Below are 18,219 nucleotides of genomic sequence, written 5' to 3' on the forward strand. Positions count from 1 at the left end.
ATCGCTTGGGCTTTTTTCTTGCCTGAAATTTGGGTGTGCCACGCAGTGTGCCACAGGGCCTTGGCTGTCCTTCTCCTCTATCGCATCTCTTTGGACACCTTGTGTTCAGCTTTTGGTAAGCTGGTCTGCGGTAACATGGCTGCTGTGTCAGTCATCCGTTACCCTGCAAACCAACCTACAGGAGGAACAACCAACACCGTGAACCGAATGACCGCCCCCCTATTGATCCTCTGCCTTATGGCCATTCCCGCTTTTGCTGCCTCTACGTTCAGCTTTGAACGGTATGATGTGAAAAGCAACCAGCTGTATATGCATCTGGTGAGCCCAACCACGCAGGGGGATGTCTTGTTGCAGGTTGGTGAAAAGATGCTCCCCCTCAAGAACGCCAAGCTGGAAGGCCTGTTCATGCTCAATGTTCAGGTTCCTTGTGAGCAATTGACTGCTGGCACGACGCTTTATTGGGCTACTGGGCGTTCGTTGTTGCATGCCCCTATTCCGCCCCAGAATTGTCAGCTTCCCCGTGAGGTTACCCCTGTCACGGTCTTTGACAAGCAAGGCGAGTGTTGGCTGGATATCGGTGATAACACCTTGTGGCGAGCCGCGACCGAGGTGAGTAAGCTAAACAAAGCGACCGTGTACCAAAATATGTATGCCCTTTTTCTGGCTAATCGTACAGCCTTCTCCGGTGAAGACATCAACCGCCTTAAAAGCCCTTTGCTGCGATGCCCACCAGATCAGTTGATTGAGCAAATCCCCCCTCAAGATGCCCATCGCTTGTTTAAGGAGATGCTGGAGTTTAAAAAGCAATCCTAGGTAGAGGGTACATTTGTGGCATGATCTTTGGCTGTCTGCGCAGCCTGGTAAATCGCAATGTAGATGTATCCGTGGCTGCCCAGGCTATCGGCTTCGCAGGTAAATCCTGCGTGCTGGACGGTAATGCGTTGCTGGCGTTGGGCATCGAGTTCACCCGTCAGCAATTTGCCCTCCAGTTCCTTGATGATGCTAGGAAAGGCAATTTCCAGCTGGTCTATTGCCTCCTCTACCAATTCGCCTACGAGTGATGCCCGATCTGACAGAAAGTGCAGCCGGTGATGCTCCTGAATGAGACGAGCGCCAAAGCGCGGTGTAACAGTATGGGGCAAGCCCCACTGCGCAAAGATCCGGGTGGGCAGGTCTGGTGCTTCAGATTGTTGGCCATTGGTGTGGGTGGTTGTCGTGGTCATGATCAGCGATACCTCAATCGGGTGTGGATGATGGTGCCTGGCACATTGTGGCGCTGGCGCAGTCTGGTCAGGTGATCTGGGAGTTCGATCAGATTTACCAGTCGCCCTCGGTAGAGCTGGGAGAGATTGACGTAGTCGGGATGGCTCACGGTGATAGTCACCTGATGCCCTGGCTGCCAGCAGCCAAACAGGAGAGCTTTGGCCTCTTTGATGGTGGTGATGCCGGGAGCGGGTAACGTTTGGCGGTTGCGCAGATGCAGTTTGTTAAGCTCGGGGGCATAGCGATGTACCTCGAGCCCGGCGATAAGACGGGTCATGTTCGGTGACTCCAATGATGCCAAGGGCCAGCCTGTGAGGGCTGGCCCTTTATGTTGTTTGTGGATGAGCGATGAGATGGTCGCGGTGGCTAGTCGTTGTAAAACAGGATGTAGCTCACCCCAGCTTGCGTTGCTGCTGCGAGCAAGGGCTGTAACGTTGGCGGGTAGGCATCGAGCTCCAAGGCCAGGTTCAACATATATTCGTAGGCGGAGTCATCCTTCACACCGACATGTTCATGGGAGGCCATACGCTTGACCCATTGCCATTCAGGCACCTGGTCTGCGTCATCGTAATCGCCCACGATGGTGCTCATGGCGACATCCAGCATTTTCATCACCGGATAGCCGACCTGTAGGGCGGGTGTTGTGGGGAAGAGAGGGGTCATTGCATCGTTCCTTGTTGTCGTCTGGGCGGTGGTTACTGTTGATTGATAACCGGCTTGCAATTGAGGCGGTCCAGCAGGTGTAGCGAGCCGTACTGGGCTGACAATCGGTCTATGGCTATTTGGGCGCAGGCTGCTCTGCTGGGCTTATTTTCAGGTATTGCGTAACGCGCAGTGAGCCAGCCGCCGAGCAATGCGATGCGGTAGCCACTCGGGATGTGGGTGAGCGAGGTGCCTATGCCCCTCCCGTGAATGAGGAAAGGCACAGCCTGCCCGCCGATGTTGATATCAATGCGCTGGCCCTTGAGCTCAAAGGTGGTGAGCTCGCCAGTTTGCGGATGTTTGCCGGGCACCTTGATAGTGATGTTCTTTGCCATCTCACACCTCCGGCTTGTGTTCAAAGTGGCGAGTCACAACGCCCGCCTCTGGGTCGATACTGATAAACGCCGGGGCCTGCGGGTGGTACTGATAGAGCCGCGCCAGTTCGGCACGAAAGGCCTCGATGTTTGGTGCAATCACATGGTTGGTATCCCCCTCGGCATAGGTAAAGGTCTCGAGCTTCTCTGTGTTAATCCAGATGCCGAAATACCAAGCATCTTCCTCGGTGTCGTACTGCTGCCAGCCCTTGGCTAGCAGTGTCCGGTCGTAGTAGTAGCGGTCAGCCTGATGGCTGCCCCGGTCGAGTCGGCAGCCTGTCACTGTGAGCTCAAGCGGGATACGTCCCGTCTTGTGAGCTTGCTTTACCCGGCGCAGCAGCTTGAGGGCCTTGGCTCTGCTACGGCCATTACCGAGCGGATGGGGTTGCCTGGCCCGCAATGCGAGGTGGGTCATTATCTTCGGCGCGATATTGTGGTTGAGCTGGCCGATGGCGGCGGTGAGCTGCCGGGCAGTCAGGGTGTTGTAATCACGCAGGTCGTGCATGGTTGGGGTTCCTTCAAATGCAAACAGCCCCTCGGCGTGAGGGGCTGCATGAGGTTGTGGGGAGGATTTGTCTATAGCCATTGCTTGAGGCGCTTGATGTCTCGCTGATAACGACGGCGGTGGCTGTGCCAAATCACCCGCTCGGCAGCAGCTTCCAACAGTGCGGTGGTCACGGTGCGAGGCAGGACCAGATTTGCCCCATCTCAGTTATCCAGGTCCAGCACGCCGCAACGCACCAAACTTGCCAACTGCGTGTCGAGCTTGTCGGTCAGCTCCAGTGCGATGAACTCCTCGATATGAGCTCGGAGACTGGCGATAGCGGCCTCGGTCTCCATTGGTGATGCAGTGGGCGTTGCCATGGTCACGTGTGGCTGCTCCAATCCGGCGCATCATTGCTGCCATGGTTGACGTAGGCACCGACTATCATCCGTTGCCACTCGCCGACCGGCTGACCCGCAGCATTACAGGCACAGCGAAAGCGGGCGAAGTGAATCTCTCGCGGCAGGTGCTCACGCATATCACGAGGACTGACAAAGAGCGTGGTCTTGTGCAGTACCGGGTTGGGGGCTATCAGTGGACCACCAATACGCCGTCCCTCCACATCGTGGGCATAGGCAAAGCCCGGCAGCATCAACTGCTTACTGATGAGCTTGGCGAGCCCTGAATGGGCACACATGGCCTCTGCCACGGCGGCCTGGCTAAAGCTGTCATTGAACTCAATCATTGATGTTTCTCCCTTTCTGCTGGTGCACGGTAAGCCGCTGCCAGCAGCGCAAACTGTTCGACTAGGTAACTGATGCTGATGCCCAGTTCATCACTGACCCCATCACCCAGACGGTGATGCAGGTGTGCCATGTCATCGGCGACACGTTGGGCTAGGTGGGCCGTTGAACTCGGTGGCGAGCTTGTCATCGTCAGGGTGATGGAGAGAGCCATCACATCTCTCCCCAGGGGGCTTGTTCCCACAGTGACAACCGGGTCAGCACGTCTTGCGCCAGCGCCTGTTGCAACTGCTCTATCACCTTCACTAGCCGTGGGGCCTGCTCAGGACTCCCGCTCCATTCGCTCGACTGGTACAGGGCGCAGCAGGTGAATTTGTAGAGGGCTACCAGTTCGGCATCGGTGAGTGGTGCCTGATGGTAACGATGGGCAGGTTTAAGCGGCCCCAGCTTGGTCGAGCGGTGCTGACGTGGTTCCTTGTGGTCCTGCTGACGCCCAAGCTGATAGCGATGCCAAACTGCACGCCGGTTGGCGAGCATCATCAGCCGTACCAGCCGGTCTACCCGCCACGTCCAGGTACTGGTGACATCCATTGGCGAGTTCCACCAGAGGGTGCGTAGCAACTCAAGGGTGTAGTGCGGTGGCAACGGGGCATTACAAAAGCGGTGTAACTGCACGGTAAAGGCAAGATAGTCCTTGCGATCGATCATGAAGGCAGACATGGGAATAGCTCCTTGAAATGCAAAAGGCCACCTGTAGTGAGGTGGCCTTGCTGGGGGGATCGGAATATCCGGATCATGGTGTTGGCGCGGATGATCTGGGTGATCGGGTGGACACGTGATCGGCATGAATGTTATTGGGCGATCGACGGTTCGTTATTGGTGATCCTGGAGTGTGTCGGGGAGAGCCGCATCAAACAGGATGGTGTAGAGCGCACAATCAATGCCGTTGACGGCATCGTGATGCGGGTAATAGGGCGGTGCGTCTCGGGATCGCTCGAAGTAGTCGCCAAAGCAACTGAGGCACTCGCGGATCTCGATGGTGGATCCTTGCAGCAAGGTCTCTTCAAGCTGCTTGGCATAACCCTCGTCGTCACGCGCCTTAGTGACGGCTTTTTTCAGCAACGTCTGTGCATCCTCGTTGCAGGCGGTTATCAGGCCATGGCGCAGCTGATGCAGCAGCGCATCGATGGCCTCGACACAATCGCTCTGGGTGAGTTGGTAGCCGCTCGGCAGGTGAGCCACGATGGCGGGCTCTGCCTGCATCTGGACGTTATCTGCCAGCCAGCCGCGCAGCTCGAGGAGGATATCGAGGGCGGTGAGGTGTGCTTTATTTGGGATAAGGTTCATAGCTGACCTCGTTCGGCCAGGGATAGCACGCCCTCAGCACCGACCACCAGATGGTCGAGTAGCCGGACATCGACCAGCGCCAAGGCCTCTTTGAGGGCTTGGGTGAAGACCCGGTCAGATTGACTGGGTTCAGGGTCACCGCTGGGGTGATTGTGCACAGCGATGATTGCCCCGCAGTTCAGTAGCAGGGCACGCTTGACCACTTCCCGTGGGTAGATACTGGCGCTGTCCAAGGTGCCACGAAACAGCTCCTCAAAGGCCAACACGCGATGTTGGGAGTCGAGGAACAGTGCACCAAACACTTCATGCTCCCGGTCCTGCAGCAGGGTTTGCAGCCGCTCAGCGGCCTCGGTGGTGCTGGTGATGGCGGAGCCTTTGGCAAGACGCTTGCGAGCAATCTGATTGGCGATGTGCAGCAGGTCTTGTTCGGTCACGGGTTCGGTGACGACATAGGTGCCGGGGCATTCCCCGGCTTTGAGCTTGTGGTAACGCATAGTGGAGTTCTCCAAATAAACAAAACCCCGGCACACATAAAGCATGTCGGGGTCAAAGGTAGAGCGGTTGTTGGTTCACTTTGAGGGTAGTTCAGTTGGTCTTGGTGGCGGCTTCTGCTCCTGATCCGGCTGTAGGGGCACGCTTCACCGGCATCAGCGGTCCGGGGACCAGTACGTTGAGCGGGATAGCGAGGGCCACACTCAGCTGTTCCGCCAGTTGGTAGGCCGGTCCTATGGTGTCGTAGTCAGCTACCCAGGTGGCCAGCGCCAACCCACTGCCCTCCACAGCCCGCAGGTAGACGCTGTAGCCGTGCACGGTCAGGCCGCTGTCACGTACCACCTGCGTTTCCCCCTCTCGATTGATGGCTTCCAGCTCAACGGCTATCGGATGTTTGGGCATCGCGTGCCTCCTCTTGGGGTAAGGGATCACTCTCCACGCGATAACCGTGATTAGTGCAGGTACGCTGCAGCTCAGCTAGGAAACTTGCCAACACACGAGGTTGCTCAGTGAGAGAAACAGGCCCTGCTTGGCAGCGCCAGAAACACCGATGCTTGGGGTCAACGCAGATTTCATCCACGGGTTGGCTCATGGTGTGCCAGTCCTCGGCATTGGTGAGAGAGATCAGTTGCCACAGCACCCCAGACCAGCGCAAATGCAGCGTGACGGTACGGGCGTTTGGGCTACCAGGAGTCAGGTGCAGTAACCAGCGCTCGCCTTGGCGAGTCGGCAGCAGTTTGGCTTTAGCCGCGACCAGTCCCAGCCACTGGCGTGAGTAGTGGGACAGAGGCAGTTCGTTAGTCATCACACACCTCCTACTCCCCACTGACCGTGACGGTGAAATACCCCAACTGGGCGTAGCTAATGAAATTGCTCTGCCACATTGCAAACAGTTCCCGCGCTTCCACGCCGGGCAGTGGCCCCCAGCCTTGCAGATAGTGCTCGTCGCAGGAGAGGTTGAAGTCGAGCTCCTTGCAGAGCTCGGCATCCTGGCCCAGGCCCTGGTAGCTGAAGTCGGTGATGTAATCGAAGACCCAGCCGTGTAATCCCCGAATAAGCCGCAGCTCTACCGGATGGACACCACCCGTTTCGGCACTGTAGCCGGGGCTGCGAAAGTTAAAGGTCAGGGTCGAGAGGTGGGTGAGGTCGAGCTGTTGTGCCCGCACGACTTTGCGCAGCAAGTCAGGTAGCTCGGGTGAAATCGGCAGGGCCATCCCTGCCAAGTGAAATGGCATGGTCATCATGGTGTGTCCTTTCGTATCGAATGTGAGACGCGTTAATCCCTGAACCAGCGCCAGGCGCGGTAGAGGCCGTAGGTTGCTGCCAAGGGCGCCGCCAGCGAGGTGGCCGAACTCCCAAGCAGCGCACCGACTGCGGCGGTCACAGCGGTAGTTGCTGATGGGTTCAGTGCCGTGCTGGTGGCCATGCCAGGCAGGGCCGCAAGGGTGGGCTGATGGGCCACAGTGCGAAGCGCCTGATGTGCGATACACCCCGTGGCAATCAGCTGGTTAATCTGCTTGCTGTAGTGAAAGCCCTCGATGCACCAGAGCACAAAGTGCTCGCAGTTGTTAAAGAGCGTGCTGTAGTGCGCCTCTCCAAGGCGGGAGTAAGCACGGTCGATACTCTCCTCCCGGTTGAACGCTCGTGCGCTATAGTGCTGGATGCGATAGCCCCGCCCTTGGCTAAACTCGGTAAGCGTGGTGATAGCTATCTGACCGGAATGTATACCGGCACTGACTCCCTGGTAGTGGATGACCTGATGGTCTCCCAGATAGATACCGTGGTGCTGGTAACCGGTGCGGGGGGAAACAAGGTGGTCCCCTGATTGCGGTAATGGCATGAACAGTTCCTTAAATAAAATGCGGCATAAAACAGAGGGCACCCGAAGGTGCCCTGATGGTGGTGAGTGTGTGGTGGCTGGTGGTCAGGATTGCTTGCGCAGCGTCAAGCTGTTGGCATCCCATACCCAGCGCTGGCGAGGATTGCCGGGCAGGTCGAGGATAAAACCGTTGGGTTCGGAGGTCAGCTTGCCTTCATCACTACAGGTACCAAAAGGCGATGAGAGCATGGTCAATGCCCCCGTCTGAACGACCGCTAACTGATAGAGTACCGGGCATGCCACACCGCCACTGTTCAGCTCAAACAAGACCGCCTGCCCGTTAGCCAGCGGCAAACGGTGCGTGAGTTTGATGGCGTCATATTCATCGGTGCGCAGCAGCACCTCACCCCCATGCCGGATCTCGATACTGTCATCGTCATTTTTCACGATGGTAAATGACGTGGTACTTGATGCAGCTGACGCAGGTGCAAAGGAGGGCTCGAAGTAACGACTGCCATCGGAATAGGTGAGCATAAAACCGTTCAGGGCAACCGGCTGGCTGACACTGGGGATGAGCGTTGGCTCATCTTCATCCAGCGGCATCAGCATGATGCGCTCCCCTTTCGAGGTCTCTATCCAAAACTGCATGCTGGCGAAATTGAGGATGCCCTCAACGTTGGCCGGTACCCGTTTAGTGACTGTTGGCACAGTGAATTCAGGCGCAGCCCAGGTCGGTAAAGCAAACAGCGATAACCATGTGCACCACAGTGCCAGTCTGATTTTTTCTGTCATGTCACTCTCCAAACGAGTTATTCAATGGTGTAAGAGGCATTGCCCAGATTGGTGAAGAGGGTGACCTCTCTCAATCGGCACGGCTCGGTCATGACCAGCCGCCAGCTTTCGGTGTAATTGAGCTTGAGTGGGAAATAGGTTCCTCCCACCGACCCCATCAAGTCACTGCGCAGCATCACCCGGCATTTACTCTTGCCGCCATTAATCAGCACTTTTTGAATGGTGACTTGATCGTTGAGCGAGGTGACGACTATCTGAGGTCGCCCGATAGCGGTGTATTCCACTTCCAGACTGAATTCTGGGCTATTAGCGGATGCTGTATCGCAAGCGCTCAGTGATAAGCCACAAGCCAACAGTAAGGGATAAAGCAGTGTGCGATTCATGATTTCTCCTTAATAAAAATGGCAAAAGGATGCCTGACCGACGAGGCGAGCCTGTCGGGCTAACGGGTGTAAACGTAATGGGTTAATGGTGGTGCAGGCTGATAGCCAAATGCCACCAAAGGGATGGGTTGAGGTTAGGTCGTGTCGAACTCCTTTCGATGTTGGGGTAACTATTTCACTGGATTAGATCTAATGAGGTGATCCTCATCGCAAAGGGTCCTTAATGTCAATAAAAGTCCATAGTCAACTATAAGGGTTGACTGGAGGACTTATGAAAAGCATCAACTCTGAAGCGCTGGCCAAGAGCGTGGGCAAAGCGATTGGGCGCCAACGCCAGCAGGCGGGGCTGACTCAGGAGCAAGTGGCAGAGCACTTGAAGATAGGTATGGAAGCCGTCTCCCGGATGGAGCGAGGCCTCGTGGTGCCGACCGTCGTGCGGCTCGCAGAGTTGGCTCAGCTGTTTGGCTGTGAGCTTGCAGACTTTCTGCGTGAGACCAGCAACCGCCCCACCGAACAAGGCATTGTGCTCAGCCAGCAGTTGGCCAAACTCGATACAGCTGACAGAGCGCTGGTGCTAGAGGTGGTAGATAAGCTGGTGGCGCGACTGGCGCCTTAATGACTCACAGTGCGCATCGATGACAGACCGATGGGATACCAGGACCGATAACTTGGGAGGCCGCAATGGCGCTCCCAAGCGGACTTACGGCGATCTTTGCTTGGTGTCTCCTGATGATATCTATCTGAGATTGTATTCAATCGCACTGACTGCGATGATAAGCTCTGTACGGGTACTTATAGCGTAGTAATACACCTAAATTACTTTACTTAGCGTCCTTTACTAAAAGGGCCGGAGTATAAATAAAACAGAGGAATATCTGTGGTTCGCCCTCTTCGCAAAAGCAAACTTGATGGAACCTTGTACTCCCGTCGTGAAATTGTTGAAGCTGAAATTCAAGAGTTGGCAACCGTTAGCCAAGCGGAACTTGAATACAGAACGTCAATTCTCTCACCTACCGATCCCTGCTTTGTTTCATCAGAAGCATTAGTGCATCTTGTTCGGAATTTGGAAGAAGGGGGGCATCGAAAGAAGCTAATCGAATTCTTACTCCAACGAGTTTACTGTCGTCTTCCTCGCGCTGAAAATTCAGATGAATCAACCCTCTCACTTACCAAGGCAAACATCCGAGATGATGTTGTAGACCGATTCATCGATCTATTACTTAGTGACAGGTCGTCGTACGACGACCGGCTGGACTACTACGAGATCAACTTCAATTCGGCCATCGCGAAAGACCGTGCGGATGCTAGCAATCGCCATTGGAAGCATGAAAATCGGAGTGAAGAGTTATTCACAGATGATGTATCTCTTGCTGCTGGGGCAGCAATCAGCGGCTATGATCCTTTTGACCCTCACGATCTCGATCAAAAATCTTACCGGCTACAGCTCGACAATGCGATTGATGGTCTACCTGAAATCCAAAGAAGAATCATCGAAATGCTCCTTCAAGACATTCCCATCGACTCTCAAGAGCCCTCTGCCGTTACCATAAGCAAAGCGTTGGGCAAGAGTGAGAAGACTATCCGTACACACCGTGACAAGGCCTTTGCAACTTTACGATTGCGCCTTGAACGCAAGGGGAAACAGTGATGACTAAGCGTTCGCCTATTTCTAGCGAAGACGTCATGAACGCTTTCGCGATGGATTTCGAGCCTAAGACTGACATCCTCAAACATTATCTAGCTGACTATCCCCAGTTTGCTGCCGATCTTGTCGATCTTGCCAGAGAGCTTTCTCGGGAAATCGACGAGGACCTTCCGTTGAGCGTGCAAGAGCTTGCCGCCATAAGCGCTAAAATGGATCGGCTCCGCGAGTCCACAGTCACGGTAGAAACGCTGCAGACTGCTTCGCCAAAGATCTTCGCTGCCGCAGCCAAAGCTCTCGGATTACCCATACAAGTCGGCGTCGCCATTCGCGAGCGACGAATAGATGTTGCGACGCTGCCAAGCCGGTTTCTCACACGTTTAGCGAACGAGTTACAAACATCAGTAACTGTTATTCAGTCATTTCTCCTTTTGCCTGCGCAGGTCTCATCAGTTCGTTCAAACAAGTCCGATGACAAACCCGCCTTAGCCGAAAAAGTCCCGCTTGAACGCCTTTTAAGAGAGGCGGGAATGGATGAGGCAAGCATTTCAAAGCAACTGCTCGACGATGAGTGACCATGGACCCAATAGAACTTGCTCGACAGTACGCGAAACACTTGCATGATGAAGCTGTCCAACACGGCAGCGATCCATGGTTTCCTTATCGGTTCGCCGAAGACATAGCGGAGAAGCTGGGCATCTTGGTTGAAAGATGCGTCCCCGGTGCTTCAATCCTCGATGGGGCACGCGCAACGTTTGATGCCGCCTTGCCGCTGATTGTTCATGAGGACTTAGGAACTCCGTTCGAGCAAGCCTTTCTCGTAGCTCATGAAGTCGGGCACGCCGTGCTTGGCGACGGTGAGGAAGAGGAAGGGTCAGCATTTCAAATCGATCCAACACGAACCTCTGAGGTCTCGCCAGTTGGGATAGAGCGAGTGGTCGATTACAGCCGACGGCAGCGCCGAGAAGTCCAGATGGACCTCTTCGCGAGAGAGTTGCTGTTGCCAAGGTCGCGAGTCTTCGACTTGCACGTCACTCAAGGGAAGACCTGTTCGGAGATTGCAAACCGGTTGGGGGCTCCCTTCGAGGTCGTCGCACAGCAGATGCTTGATGCGCTTTTGCTCCCCCCAGTGCCAGTAGTTGCAGCAGAAGCGCCTGTCGAAATTCCACTCAACGAGAAGCAACAAACAGCAGCCAACCATCGCGGGGCTGCGTTCCTTCTCCAAGCAGGGCCAGGCACCGGGAAGACCCGTACGCTGGTGGCGCGAGTTGAGAGCTTATTGGATGAGGGGGTTGATCCAAGACGTATCCTTCTCCTAACCTTCTCGAACAAGGCTGCTGCGGAGATGTCCGAGCGGATTGCGCTGAAGCGGCCAGCGGAAGCCGCAGCTCTTTGCATCGGAACCTTCCATAGCTTTGGCTTGGACATCCTCAGACGATTCAACGATCGATGTGGCCTTCCGGTCGATCCCCGCCTAATGGACCGAACCGAAGCAGTAGAACTGCTTGAAAACGAATTTCCTCGGCTAGGTCTGACCCACTATCGCAATCTTTACGATCCATCCCAGACAGCTGCGGATATCCTGACCGCGATCTCACGAGCCAAGGATGAAGTTGTTGATGCGGCGGCCTATCTTGCGCTAGCCAATGCAATGGCTAACGCGGCGAGTAACCCGAGCGAAGTGGAGGCTGCGGAGAAAGCAACAGAAGTCGCCAAGGTCTACGCTTGCTATGAAGAGCTCAAAACACTCGCTCAATGTGTCGACTTTGGCGACCTAGTTATGCGCCCGGTTCAACTACTGGAGAGCGATGAAGCCGTTCGAAGGCAGTTGCAGAGCGACTATCACCACATTCTGGTCGACGAGTATCAGGACGTGAACCACAGTAGCGTTCGGCTTCTTACGACACTGAAGCCGTCAGGTAATAACCTCTGGGTGGTGGGGGACGCCAAGCAGTCAATCTATCGGTTCCGCGGCGCCTCTTCGTTCAACATGGCCCGATTCGGTTGCCAAGATTTCCCTGGAGCGGTACGGGACAGCCTGAAAATCAACTACCGTTCCACCCCTGAAGTTGTCCATGCTTTTTCTGCTTTTGCTGCAGGTATGTCCGCAGCTGATGGAGAAGAGGCCCTTGAGGCGGATAGAGGCCCAAGCGGAACGCTGCCCGAAATCATCATAGTGAACAACGCCCCCCTGCTGACTTCGGCCATCGCTGATGGCATTCAAGAGCTTAGTAAGTCGGGCTATCGGTATCCGGACCAGGCAGTTCTTTGCCGGGGCAACGATCGACTTTCGGAAATTGGACGTGAGCTCGAGCGCGCCGGCATTCCAGTGCTTTTCCTAGGCAGCCTGTTTGAGCGCCCGGAAGTAAAAGACCTTGTCGCGGTGCTATCACTACTTGTGGATCGGCGCGCGATGGGGATGATCCGGACGGCTTGTTGGCCAGAATTCGCCATGAGTTTGGAGGATGTAGTTTGTGTCTTTGAACATTTACGAGGTACCGACGCGGAACCTGGCGCTTGGCGACTTAGCATTCCAGCTGAACTGACACCTGCTGGTCAGGCAGCTCTGTCTTACCTCAATGCAGCTCTTGCAGGCTTCGACGCGGCCTCCCAACCTTGGATCGTGCTGGCAACCCTTCTGCTCGACCGGACTAGACATGCTGCCCGCATTGCGTCTTCAGCCTGCGTCTCGGACCAGGCTCAGGGCATCGCAATCTGGCAGTTCATGAACTTCGTTCGGGCGCAGCCGAACGGCCAGGGTCTCCCGATCCAGCGGCTTTCTGATCGCATGAGGAGACTGCTGCGCCTTCGGGACGACAGAGATTTGAGGCAGCTACCCACGGCAGCCCAGGGGATTGATGCGGTTCGCCTGATGACTATCCATGGCTCGAAAGGGTTGGAATTTCCAGCGGTTCACATTGCCGGCGTCAATAAGGACTCCATCCCAGGGGCACTTCGGACATCAAAGTGTCCCCCACCAGCAGGCATGGTCGCAGGTGGTCAAGGGAGTGCAGAGGACATTGCACGGGCGGCTCACAACGAAGAGCAGGAGTGCTTGTTCTACGTCGCAATGTCCCGGGCGAAGACACGCTTGGCGTTTTACGGAGCGACCTCAACATCGAATGGGCGTGCCAGGCCGCTATCGCAGTTCTTGGATCGCATTGGTCCAGCTCAACGGCGTGCCGTCACGCCTACTACGGTATTACCTCCTGCCCCGGACGATACGCAAATACCCATCGTCTTCTCGGGAACCCCGCGGTTCAGCTCAGATGCGGTCGCGCTTTACGAATCGTGTGCACGGCGATTCCTCTACACACACTTGCTTCAGGTGGGTGGCCGGCGCTGCATGAGTTCATTTATGCATATGCATGAAGCGATTCGTGAGGTCTACCGGAAGATCGTCGTGCAGGGCAGCTCTAGTGCTGAGTGGGAGGATCTGCTTTCTCAGGCCTTCGCGGCTCAGGGGCTTCATGAACATGGCTATTTCGATGACTACCGTGAGATAGCCTCCACCATGCTCCAATACTTCCAGGCATCGAGGGCTGGCGCGCAGGTTGAAGCTCCGACCCCGCTGCGAATTGTGTTAGACGGCCATGAGATCGAAGTAACACCGGATGATGTTATCGTGAAAGACGGAAAGCGGGCCATACGTCGGGTAAGAACTGGCCATGCGCCCAGCCGTGACAGCAAGGACGTCGGTGCAGCTGCATTTGTACTAGCGGCCCAAGCGGAGTTCCCGGGTGCCGAGCTGGAACTGGTCTACCTAGCTGATGCTGAAAGCAAGCCGTTGAAACTCAGCCCCAAAGAGTTGAGCAATCGCCAAGAAAAATTGGGCGAGATTTTCCGCTGCATCCGAGGCGGCCAGTTCCCAACAAATACTTCGGACGCCACTTGCCCGAACTGCCCGGCCTTTTTTGTGTGTGGCGCAGCCCCCTATGGAACCCTCTTAAAACAATTCTGAAAAAAGTTTACCGGCGGCAGTCACTGGGTCCGATTAGAGAGTTGAAGGCAGAACAAACTCTGTCGCAACACTTTAGAGGACCATATGAAAAACTATCCGTTTGACGACGTTGGTGACGCGATCCGTGAGGATCGTCCACTGCGAGAGGCCGGCGCCTATCGCATCCGCTTCGGCTTGGAAGGACTGACCTTCCGCAACATCGACGTGCCTGACCCGGTACCCACCGGTCGGCAAATCTTGGACAGCGCGGGGCTCGATCGCCGAAGCGACTATCTACTCTACGCACTTCTCACCTCGGGCGATTTTGAGGACGTCCGTCTCGACGAGACAGTGGATCTGCGAGGCAAGGGGGCTGAGCGCTTCATTGCATTCAAGTCCGACCGAACCTTCAAGTTCTCCTTGAACGATCGCCAGATGGCCTGGGGTCACCCGGAGCTGTTGGGCAGCGTTTTGTATGACCTAGCCGACGCCTCGCCCGAAGAGGCCATCTTCCTGGAAGTACGGGGCGGCGAAGACATCCTCATCGAGCCGGATGACAGGATCAATCTCGACAGCCCTGGCATTGAGCGGTTTATCACCGCCCTCAAGCCGCAAAAGGGCTACGTCATCGTGGTCAATGCTGTCGAGGAGATTGTGCCGGACAAGCATGTCACCTTCGAGCAGGTGGTCAAGTTGTCCCATCCAAACGCGCCGGCAGAGACCAACGTCAAGTTCTCAATGACATACCGCAATGCTGCCTCGCACCCCCATGCTGGTGAACTCGCTGAGGGTGGCTCCGTTGAAGTCAAAAAACAGGGGACAATTTTCAATGTCACACGCACTGTTCAGTCTTAATGCCGATCTGGCCCGGTTGCGTACGGAGGGCTACTTCGTTCGCATTCAGGGGAGTCTCCTAGTCATGCTGGAAGTGCCCTATGTCGACGCTCAATGTCGTGTGCGTACCGGCACGCTGGTGTCCAACCTTGACTTGGCTGGGGATCGGACGCGCAAACCAGAGACACACGTAATCCACTGGGACGGCGACTTCCCCTGCAGCGCGAATGGAACGCCCTTGCCAGGCATTTCCCATGCGTCGCCCAACACCGACCTCGGTTACGGGCTCACCGCAAGGCACAGCTTTTCCAGTAAACCCAATCCGGATGGCTACCCGGACTATTACACTAAGATGGCTACCTACGCGACCATCTTGGCCGGCCCTGCGGCCGTCCTGCAGCCCGGAGTCAGCCCACGGCTGATCCGTGGTGCTGACGATGAGAATGAGCCCAGCGTCTTCAACTATCTCGATACAGCATCCAGCCGGGTAGGCCTAGGCGCGCTATCTAGCAAGCTGGAAGGTGAGGTGGTGGGCATCCTCGGCGCTGGTGGTACCGGTGGGTACATCCTCGATCTGGTCGCGAAAACGCCGGTGAGGGAAATCCGGATCTTCGACGATGACGATTTTCTTTCCCACAACGCGTTCCGCGCGCCCGGGGCTCCATCGCTCGAGGAGTTGCGGGACGCCCCCAAAAAGGTGCACTACCTGAAGGGCATCTATGAACGGATGCATCGCGGGATCGTGGCTCACCCCGTGAAGATGAAAACGGAGACGCTGGGGCTGCTTGACGGCATCACATTTGCGTTCATCAGCATGGACGCGGGTGAGGAAAAGCGGGCCGTGGTGGCGAAACTCGAAGCACTTGGTGTGCCATTCATCGACGTCGGGATGGGGCTTGAACTTAGCAACGGTAGCTTGGGCGGCATTCTGCGGGTGACAACGAGCACGCCGGCGAAACGCGAGCATGTCCACGCAGGGCGAATTTCTTTCGCTGGTGGCGGAGGTCAGGACGTGTACGCATCCAATATCCAAGTGGCCGACCTTAACGCCTTGAATGCTTGTCTCGCAGTCGTGAAGTGGAAAAAGCTCTGCGGATTCTATCGCGACCTAGAGAGCGAGCATCACAGCACGTACACGACCGATGGGAGCATGCTGCTCAACGGAGATCAAACATGATTCGCTATCAGACTCTGGAACATCGTTTTGTGCGAAATGTTCCACGCGAGCTGGAGCCAGGCATCTTGTATATCTCGATGGACTATGCAACCGCAGTGCACTCATGCTGCTGCGGTTGCGGGGACCGCGTGGTGACCCCATTCACCCCGACCGACTGGCGAATGACGTTCGATGGAGAGTCCATCTCGCTCCAGCCCTCCGTAGGCAACTGGAATCAGAAATGTCGGTCGCATTACATCATTCAGCGAGGACGTGTTTTAGAGTCGGGACCTTGGTCGCAAGGCCAGATAGAGGCGGAACGCTTACGCGACAAAAAAGCCAAAGCAGCACATTACCGTGTCTTGAATGAATCATGTACTGAGTTGTCGAATGCTATTCCTCCCCGAGAACAGTGTTCTCCTGCCCAGTCAATTAGTATCTGGGCTCGACTTAAAGCATGGCTTCAACGCTGACTGTAGATTTAGAGCGATAAGCTTACAATCAGTTTCGAAAGTGCCAAGGGGTATCGTTTAACATTGATTCGGATTAGCCGGTGAATTTCATCCTCTGCTTGAACCGATATGGGAGCACTCCAATCTTGAAGAGCTTACAGCGATGAGACTTATGTAGCATCGCTGTATCTATTCTCTGGTCTGTACTTGGAAGAAATTCGGGTCGAGGAAAAGGCACTGGTTAGTGCGCTCGTACAGGAGCTGGCTGATCAAGAAAAACAGGTGAGGACTATCGTGTTAGCCCCCTAGTTCGACCATACATTGGTTAAGCAGTAAGCCTGCTACTCTGCATTGTCTACCAGCAAGTGATCAAATCTATCACACCGTTGACAAGGCCCAGCGTCCTAAAGCGTATAATGTGTCCTTTCCATACCAACCAACTTGACCACGACAAGAAGAAGGACAGAATATCCCTTAAAACTATCGACTCTCCTCCTCTCTCCTTGGCCTGCCAAGGCGAGGTTGGCGTGATGGTCTCTCCATACGCCCGAAGGTCCGACGACCGGCTGGCAATATTGCCAGTATTTGCGTATCCAGCTTGGTCAGATAACTCAGCGCATTAATCAGGTGTATACGCTTGACTGTATCGCTGTAGTGCACCATCCCAATCCCATCAGTACCCCATCTCTGATATTCCTCCCGCCTGACCTGGCAGTTGTAATAGATCCCGTTATTGTCGGTAATATCCTTCCACAGCTCCCCTATCGCTCTACTCAGCGAGATATCTCGTTGGTGTACAGCCCCATTAAAAATGAACGTAACGTGGGTATGAAAACGTCTATCAACACCGTACTCCAGTTTCCAGATATACCCCACCAATGCAGAGTATTTGTTCTGTATTCGACGAAGGTAACAATTCCGGTCATCCATCACGAGGTCTAACTTTAACTGGTCGTAGTAGTCTTCGTGATAGCCGATATCCAATCGGATGACTAATAGTTTGGCATGCTGGTCGAATAGGCTATTAACATACGTCGCTATACTGAGCTGATTGCGGTTCTCAACGCGTTCAAGGTTCTTAAGGCGCTTACGGTGTGCCTTACTCTTGAACTCTCTTAGAAACGCATACAGCGCGTTATTGATATCCCTGGCTAATTCGTCACCGACATCACTATCGAGAGATCTCTCATGGATGAGGTGCAATCCATAAACCTCTCGCATATGCGTTAGGAATAGCGCTACCGTTGGATGCGCTGACGATACCTCCTCATGACAATAAAAATAATCACACACGGTATCCAACGCATTAACGAGTTTGGTTGATTGCCTACGGTCAATGCAAGTGATGCGTGACTTACCTGGGGCTGAATCAACAGCCCTGACAATAGGATGCGTTGTATTTTGGAGCAGGTCTGTTATGGATAGGATATCTAATAGTCTGATTGAGTTAAACATGATGGCCTCGCTTAGGCAGGAGTAACCCTACGCTGTGTGATAGACACACTCGTATACAGGGGCGATTGGTGGAATGGTATTGGCTACCTATGCTGGTGGTAGCATGACCACCACATGGGAGTGGTGTAATGGTACGCGATAGTGGTAATGGTTATTGGGTGTATATGGGTGGCTGTACATAGCGTAGTGATGTTTAATGAATGGAAGTGATATTAAATAATAAATAAACCTAAACGCGATACGCCTGCCTCACCTACGAAAATACCAAAAAACATATATAAGAAGAAATGGCTATTCCCCTAACCCATGAGCCTATCAAGGCATGATTTATAACACTGGAA

26 protein-coding genes are annotated in these 18,219 nt (G+C 54.9%); 8 read left to right on the forward strand and 18 right to left on the reverse strand.

Annotation, left to right across the window (positions count from 1 at the left end; all coding sequences use genetic code 11):
* A partial coding sequence (locus tag BN1135_RS15160; RefSeq protein ID WP_052443853.1) for a FimV/HubP family polar landmark protein occupies positions 1 to 813 on the forward strand: 813 nt, incomplete at its 5' end.
* Here BN1135_RS15160 and BN1135_RS15165 read toward each other — a convergent pair.
* From BN1135_RS15165 to BN1135_RS15250, 17 genes are all read right to left on the reverse strand, one after another.
* Positions 810 to 1,223 (reverse strand): type IV toxin-antitoxin system YeeU family antitoxin, encoded by a 414-nt coding sequence (locus BN1135_RS15165; protein WP_082186815.1) that lies wholly within the window; start codon positions 1,221 to 1,223, stop codon positions 810 to 812. The genes BN1135_RS15160 and BN1135_RS15165 overlap by 4 nt on opposite strands.
* A 2-nt stretch (positions 1,224 to 1,225) precedes the next feature.
* Entirely contained in the window at positions 1,226 to 1,540 is a 315-nt protein-coding gene (locus BN1135_RS15170; RefSeq protein ID WP_042022555.1) for a hypothetical protein, read from the reverse strand.
* Between the two features lie 89 nt (positions 1,541 to 1,629).
* Entirely contained in the window at positions 1,630 to 1,926 is a 297-nt protein-coding gene (locus BN1135_RS15175) for a hypothetical protein (protein ID WP_042022559.1), read from the reverse strand.
* Between the two features lie 32 nt (positions 1,927 to 1,958).
* Positions 1,959 to 2,300 (reverse strand): hypothetical protein, encoded by a 342-nt coding sequence (locus tag BN1135_RS15180; RefSeq protein ID WP_042022561.1) that lies wholly within the window; start codon positions 2,298 to 2,300, stop codon positions 1,959 to 1,961.
* A gap of 1 nt (position 2,301) precedes the next feature.
* Complete coding sequence (locus tag BN1135_RS15185) at positions 2,302 to 2,844, reverse strand: hypothetical protein (protein ID WP_042022563.1); 543 nt, start codon at positions 2,842 to 2,844, stop codon at positions 2,302 to 2,304.
* Between the two features lie 203 nt (positions 2,845 to 3,047).
* Positions 3,048 to 3,209, reverse strand: coding sequence for a hypothetical protein (locus BN1135_RS22470; protein ID WP_223290144.1), 162 nt, complete (start codon positions 3,207 to 3,209; stop codon positions 3,048 to 3,050).
* Positions 3,206 to 3,568: a hypothetical protein gene (locus BN1135_RS15195; RefSeq protein WP_042022566.1), complete on the reverse strand. Its 363-nt coding sequence runs from the start codon at positions 3,566 to 3,568 to the stop codon at positions 3,206 to 3,208. The genes BN1135_RS22470 and BN1135_RS15195 overlap by 4 nt, the downstream gene beginning before the upstream one ends.
* Positions 3,565 to 3,780, reverse strand: coding sequence for a hypothetical protein (locus BN1135_RS15200; RefSeq protein WP_042022569.1), 216 nt, complete (start codon positions 3,778 to 3,780; stop codon positions 3,565 to 3,567). The genes BN1135_RS15195 and BN1135_RS15200 overlap by 4 nt, the downstream gene beginning before the upstream one ends.
* Entirely contained in the window at positions 3,780 to 4,286 is a 507-nt protein-coding gene (locus BN1135_RS15205; RefSeq protein WP_042022570.1) for a hypothetical protein, read from the reverse strand. The genes BN1135_RS15200 and BN1135_RS15205 overlap by 1 nt, the downstream gene beginning before the upstream one ends.
* 153 nt (positions 4,287 to 4,439) lie before the next feature.
* Positions 4,440 to 4,913: a hypothetical protein gene (locus BN1135_RS21735; RefSeq protein WP_082186816.1), complete on the reverse strand. Its 474-nt coding sequence runs from the start codon at positions 4,911 to 4,913 to the stop codon at positions 4,440 to 4,442.
* Positions 4,910 to 5,407 carry a RadC family protein gene (gene radC, locus BN1135_RS15220; protein WP_042022573.1) on the reverse strand — a complete coding sequence of 166 codons (498 nt, stop codon included), beginning with the start codon at positions 5,405 to 5,407 and terminating at the stop codon, positions 4,910 to 4,912. The genes BN1135_RS21735 and radC overlap by 4 nt, the downstream gene beginning before the upstream one ends.
* A gap of 91 nt (positions 5,408 to 5,498) precedes the next feature.
* A complete protein-coding gene (locus BN1135_RS15225) occupies positions 5,499 to 5,807 on the reverse strand; it encodes a hypothetical protein (protein ID WP_042022575.1) in 309 nt (102 codons plus the stop codon).
* Positions 5,782 to 6,210 (reverse strand): hypothetical protein, encoded by a 429-nt coding sequence (locus BN1135_RS15230; protein ID WP_042022577.1) that lies wholly within the window; start codon positions 6,208 to 6,210, stop codon positions 5,782 to 5,784. Before BN1135_RS15230 ends, BN1135_RS15225 begins: the two co-directional genes overlap by 26 nt.
* A 10-nt stretch (positions 6,211 to 6,220) precedes the next feature.
* Positions 6,221 to 6,646, reverse strand: coding sequence for a DUF2787 family protein (locus BN1135_RS15235; protein ID WP_042022696.1), 426 nt, complete (start codon positions 6,644 to 6,646; stop codon positions 6,221 to 6,223).
* Positions 6,647 to 6,681: 35 nt separating this feature from the next.
* Positions 6,682 to 7,245 (reverse strand): lecithin retinol acyltransferase family protein, encoded by a 564-nt coding sequence (locus BN1135_RS15240; protein ID WP_042022579.1) that lies wholly within the window; start codon positions 7,243 to 7,245, stop codon positions 6,682 to 6,684.
* An 84-nt stretch (positions 7,246 to 7,329) separates the two neighbouring features.
* A complete protein-coding gene (locus tag BN1135_RS15245) occupies positions 7,330 to 8,016 on the reverse strand; it encodes a hypothetical protein (RefSeq protein WP_042022584.1) in 687 nt (228 codons plus the stop codon).
* 17 nt (positions 8,017 to 8,033) lie between these two features.
* Positions 8,034 to 8,399, reverse strand: a complete 366-nt coding sequence (locus BN1135_RS15250) for a hypothetical protein (protein ID WP_042022585.1) — start codon at positions 8,397 to 8,399, stop codon at positions 8,034 to 8,036.
* 271 nt (positions 8,400 to 8,670) lie between these two features.
* Here BN1135_RS15250 and BN1135_RS15255 point away from each other — a divergent pair, with 271 nt between their 5' ends.
* From BN1135_RS15255 to BN1135_RS22670, 7 genes are all read left to right on the forward strand, one after another.
* Complete coding sequence (locus BN1135_RS15255; protein WP_042022586.1) at positions 8,671 to 9,015, forward strand: helix-turn-helix domain-containing protein; 345 nt, start codon at positions 8,671 to 8,673, stop codon at positions 9,013 to 9,015.
* A 261-nt stretch (positions 9,016 to 9,276) separates the two neighbouring features.
* Positions 9,277 to 10,047, forward strand: a complete 771-nt coding sequence (locus BN1135_RS15260) for an RNA polymerase sigma factor (RefSeq protein WP_042022588.1) — start codon at positions 9,277 to 9,279, stop codon at positions 10,045 to 10,047.
* The gene (locus BN1135_RS15265; RefSeq protein ID WP_042022590.1) at positions 10,047 to 10,616 is read left to right on the forward strand and encodes a hypothetical protein; all 570 of its coding nucleotides are present in this window, start codon (positions 10,047 to 10,049) and stop codon (positions 10,614 to 10,616) included. Before BN1135_RS15260 ends, BN1135_RS15265 begins: the two co-directional genes overlap by 1 nt.
* Positions 10,617 to 10,618: 2 nt before the next feature.
* Positions 10,619 to 14,002 carry a UvrD-helicase domain-containing protein gene (locus BN1135_RS15270; protein WP_042022592.1) on the forward strand — a complete coding sequence of 1,128 codons (3,384 nt, stop codon included), beginning with the start codon at positions 10,619 to 10,621 and terminating at the stop codon, positions 14,000 to 14,002.
* Between the two features lie 84 nt (positions 14,003 to 14,086).
* Entirely contained in the window at positions 14,087 to 14,836 is a 750-nt protein-coding gene (locus BN1135_RS15275; protein ID WP_042022594.1) for a multiubiquitin domain-containing protein, read from the forward strand.
* A complete protein-coding gene (locus tag BN1135_RS15280; protein WP_034165690.1) occupies positions 14,811 to 15,992 on the forward strand; it encodes a ThiF family adenylyltransferase in 1,182 nt (393 codons plus the stop codon). The genes BN1135_RS15275 and BN1135_RS15280 overlap by 26 nt, the downstream gene beginning before the upstream one ends.
* Positions 15,993 to 16,069: 77 nt before the next feature.
* On the forward strand, positions 16,070 to 16,444 hold the full coding sequence (locus BN1135_RS22670) for a ubiquitination-like system serine protease family protein (protein ID WP_237753739.1): 375 nt from the start codon (positions 16,070 to 16,072) through the stop codon (positions 16,442 to 16,444).
* 459 nt (positions 16,445 to 16,903) lie between these two features.
* On the opposite strand, the gene BN1135_RS15285 is transcribed toward BN1135_RS22670, so the two are convergent.
* Positions 16,904 to 17,878: a YagK/YfjJ domain-containing protein gene (locus BN1135_RS15285; RefSeq protein WP_223290145.1), complete on the reverse strand. Its 975-nt coding sequence runs from the start codon at positions 17,876 to 17,878 to the stop codon at positions 16,904 to 16,906.
* Between the last annotated feature and the right edge of the window lie 341 nt (positions 17,879 to 18,219).

It is taken from the genome of Aeromonas sobria, from assembly GCF_000820145.1.
Taxonomy (GTDB): Bacteria; Pseudomonadota; Gammaproteobacteria; order Enterobacterales; family Aeromonadaceae; genus Aeromonas; species Aeromonas sobria.

Coding starts and splice junctions, on each gene's coding strand:
- BN1135_RS15165 (WP_082186815.1), bottom strand. CDS start 1,223: ATGACCACGACAACCACCCACACCAATGGCCAACAATCTGAAGCACCA.
- BN1135_RS15170 (WP_042022555.1), bottom strand. CDS start 1,540: ATGACCCGTCTTATCGCCGGGCTCGAGGTACATCGCTATGCCCCCGAG.
- BN1135_RS15175 (WP_042022559.1), bottom strand. CDS start 1,926: ATGACCCCTCTCTTCCCCACAACACCCGCCCTACAGGTCGGCTATCCG.
- BN1135_RS15180 (WP_042022561.1), bottom strand. CDS start 2,300: ATGGCAAAGAACATCACTATCAAGGTGCCCGGCAAACATCCGCAAACT.
- BN1135_RS15185 (WP_042022563.1), bottom strand. CDS start 2,844: ATGCACGACCTGCGTGATTACAACACCCTGACTGCCCGGCAGCTCACC.
- BN1135_RS15195 (WP_042022566.1), bottom strand. CDS start 3,568: ATGATTGAGTTCAATGACAGCTTTAGCCAGGCCGCCGTGGCAGAGGCC.
- BN1135_RS15200 (WP_042022569.1), bottom strand. CDS start 3,780: ATGGCTCTCTCCATCACCCTGACGATGACAAGCTCGCCACCGAGTTCA.
- BN1135_RS15205 (WP_042022570.1), bottom strand. CDS start 4,286: ATGTCTGCCTTCATGATCGATCGCAAGGACTATCTTGCCTTTACCGTG.
- BN1135_RS21735 (WP_082186816.1), bottom strand. CDS start 4,913: ATGAACCTTATCCCAAATAAAGCACACCTCACCGCCCTCGATATCCTC.
- radC (WP_042022573.1), bottom strand. CDS start 5,407: ATGCGTTACCACAAGCTCAAAGCCGGGGAATGCCCCGGCACCTATGTC.
- BN1135_RS15225 (WP_042022575.1), bottom strand. CDS start 5,807: ATGCCCAAACATCCGATAGCCGTTGAGCTGGAAGCCATCAATCGAGAG.
- BN1135_RS15230 (WP_042022577.1), bottom strand. CDS start 6,210: ATGACTAACGAACTGCCTCTGTCCCACTACTCACGCCAGTGGCTGGGA.
- BN1135_RS15235 (WP_042022696.1), bottom strand. CDS start 6,646: ATGACCATGCCATTTCACTTGGCAGGGATGGCCCTGCCGATTTCACCC.
- BN1135_RS15240 (WP_042022579.1), bottom strand. CDS start 7,245: ATGCCATTACCGCAATCAGGGGACCACCTTGTTTCCCCCCGCACCGGT.
- BN1135_RS15245 (WP_042022584.1), bottom strand. CDS start 8,016: ATGACAGAAAAAATCAGACTGGCACTGTGGTGCACATGGTTATCGCTG.
- BN1135_RS15250 (WP_042022585.1), bottom strand. CDS start 8,399: ATGAATCGCACACTGCTTTATCCCTTACTGTTGGCTTGTGGCTTATCA.
- BN1135_RS15255 (WP_042022586.1), top strand. CDS start 8,671: ATGAAAAGCATCAACTCTGAAGCGCTGGCCAAGAGCGTGGGCAAAGCG.
- BN1135_RS15265 (WP_042022590.1), top strand. CDS start 10,047: ATGACTAAGCGTTCGCCTATTTCTAGCGAAGACGTCATGAACGCTTTC.
- BN1135_RS15270 (WP_042022592.1), top strand. CDS start 10,619: ATGGACCCAATAGAACTTGCTCGACAGTACGCGAAACACTTGCATGAT.
- BN1135_RS15275 (WP_042022594.1), top strand. CDS start 14,087: ATGAAAAACTATCCGTTTGACGACGTTGGTGACGCGATCCGTGAGGAT.
- BN1135_RS15280 (WP_034165690.1), top strand. CDS start 14,811: ATGTCACACGCACTGTTCAGTCTTAATGCCGATCTGGCCCGGTTGCGT.
- BN1135_RS22670 (WP_237753739.1), top strand. CDS start 16,070: ATGGACTATGCAACCGCAGTGCACTCATGCTGCTGCGGTTGCGGGGAC.
- BN1135_RS15285 (WP_223290145.1), bottom strand. CDS start 17,878: ATGTTTAACTCAATCAGACTATTAGATATCCTATCCATAACAGACCTG.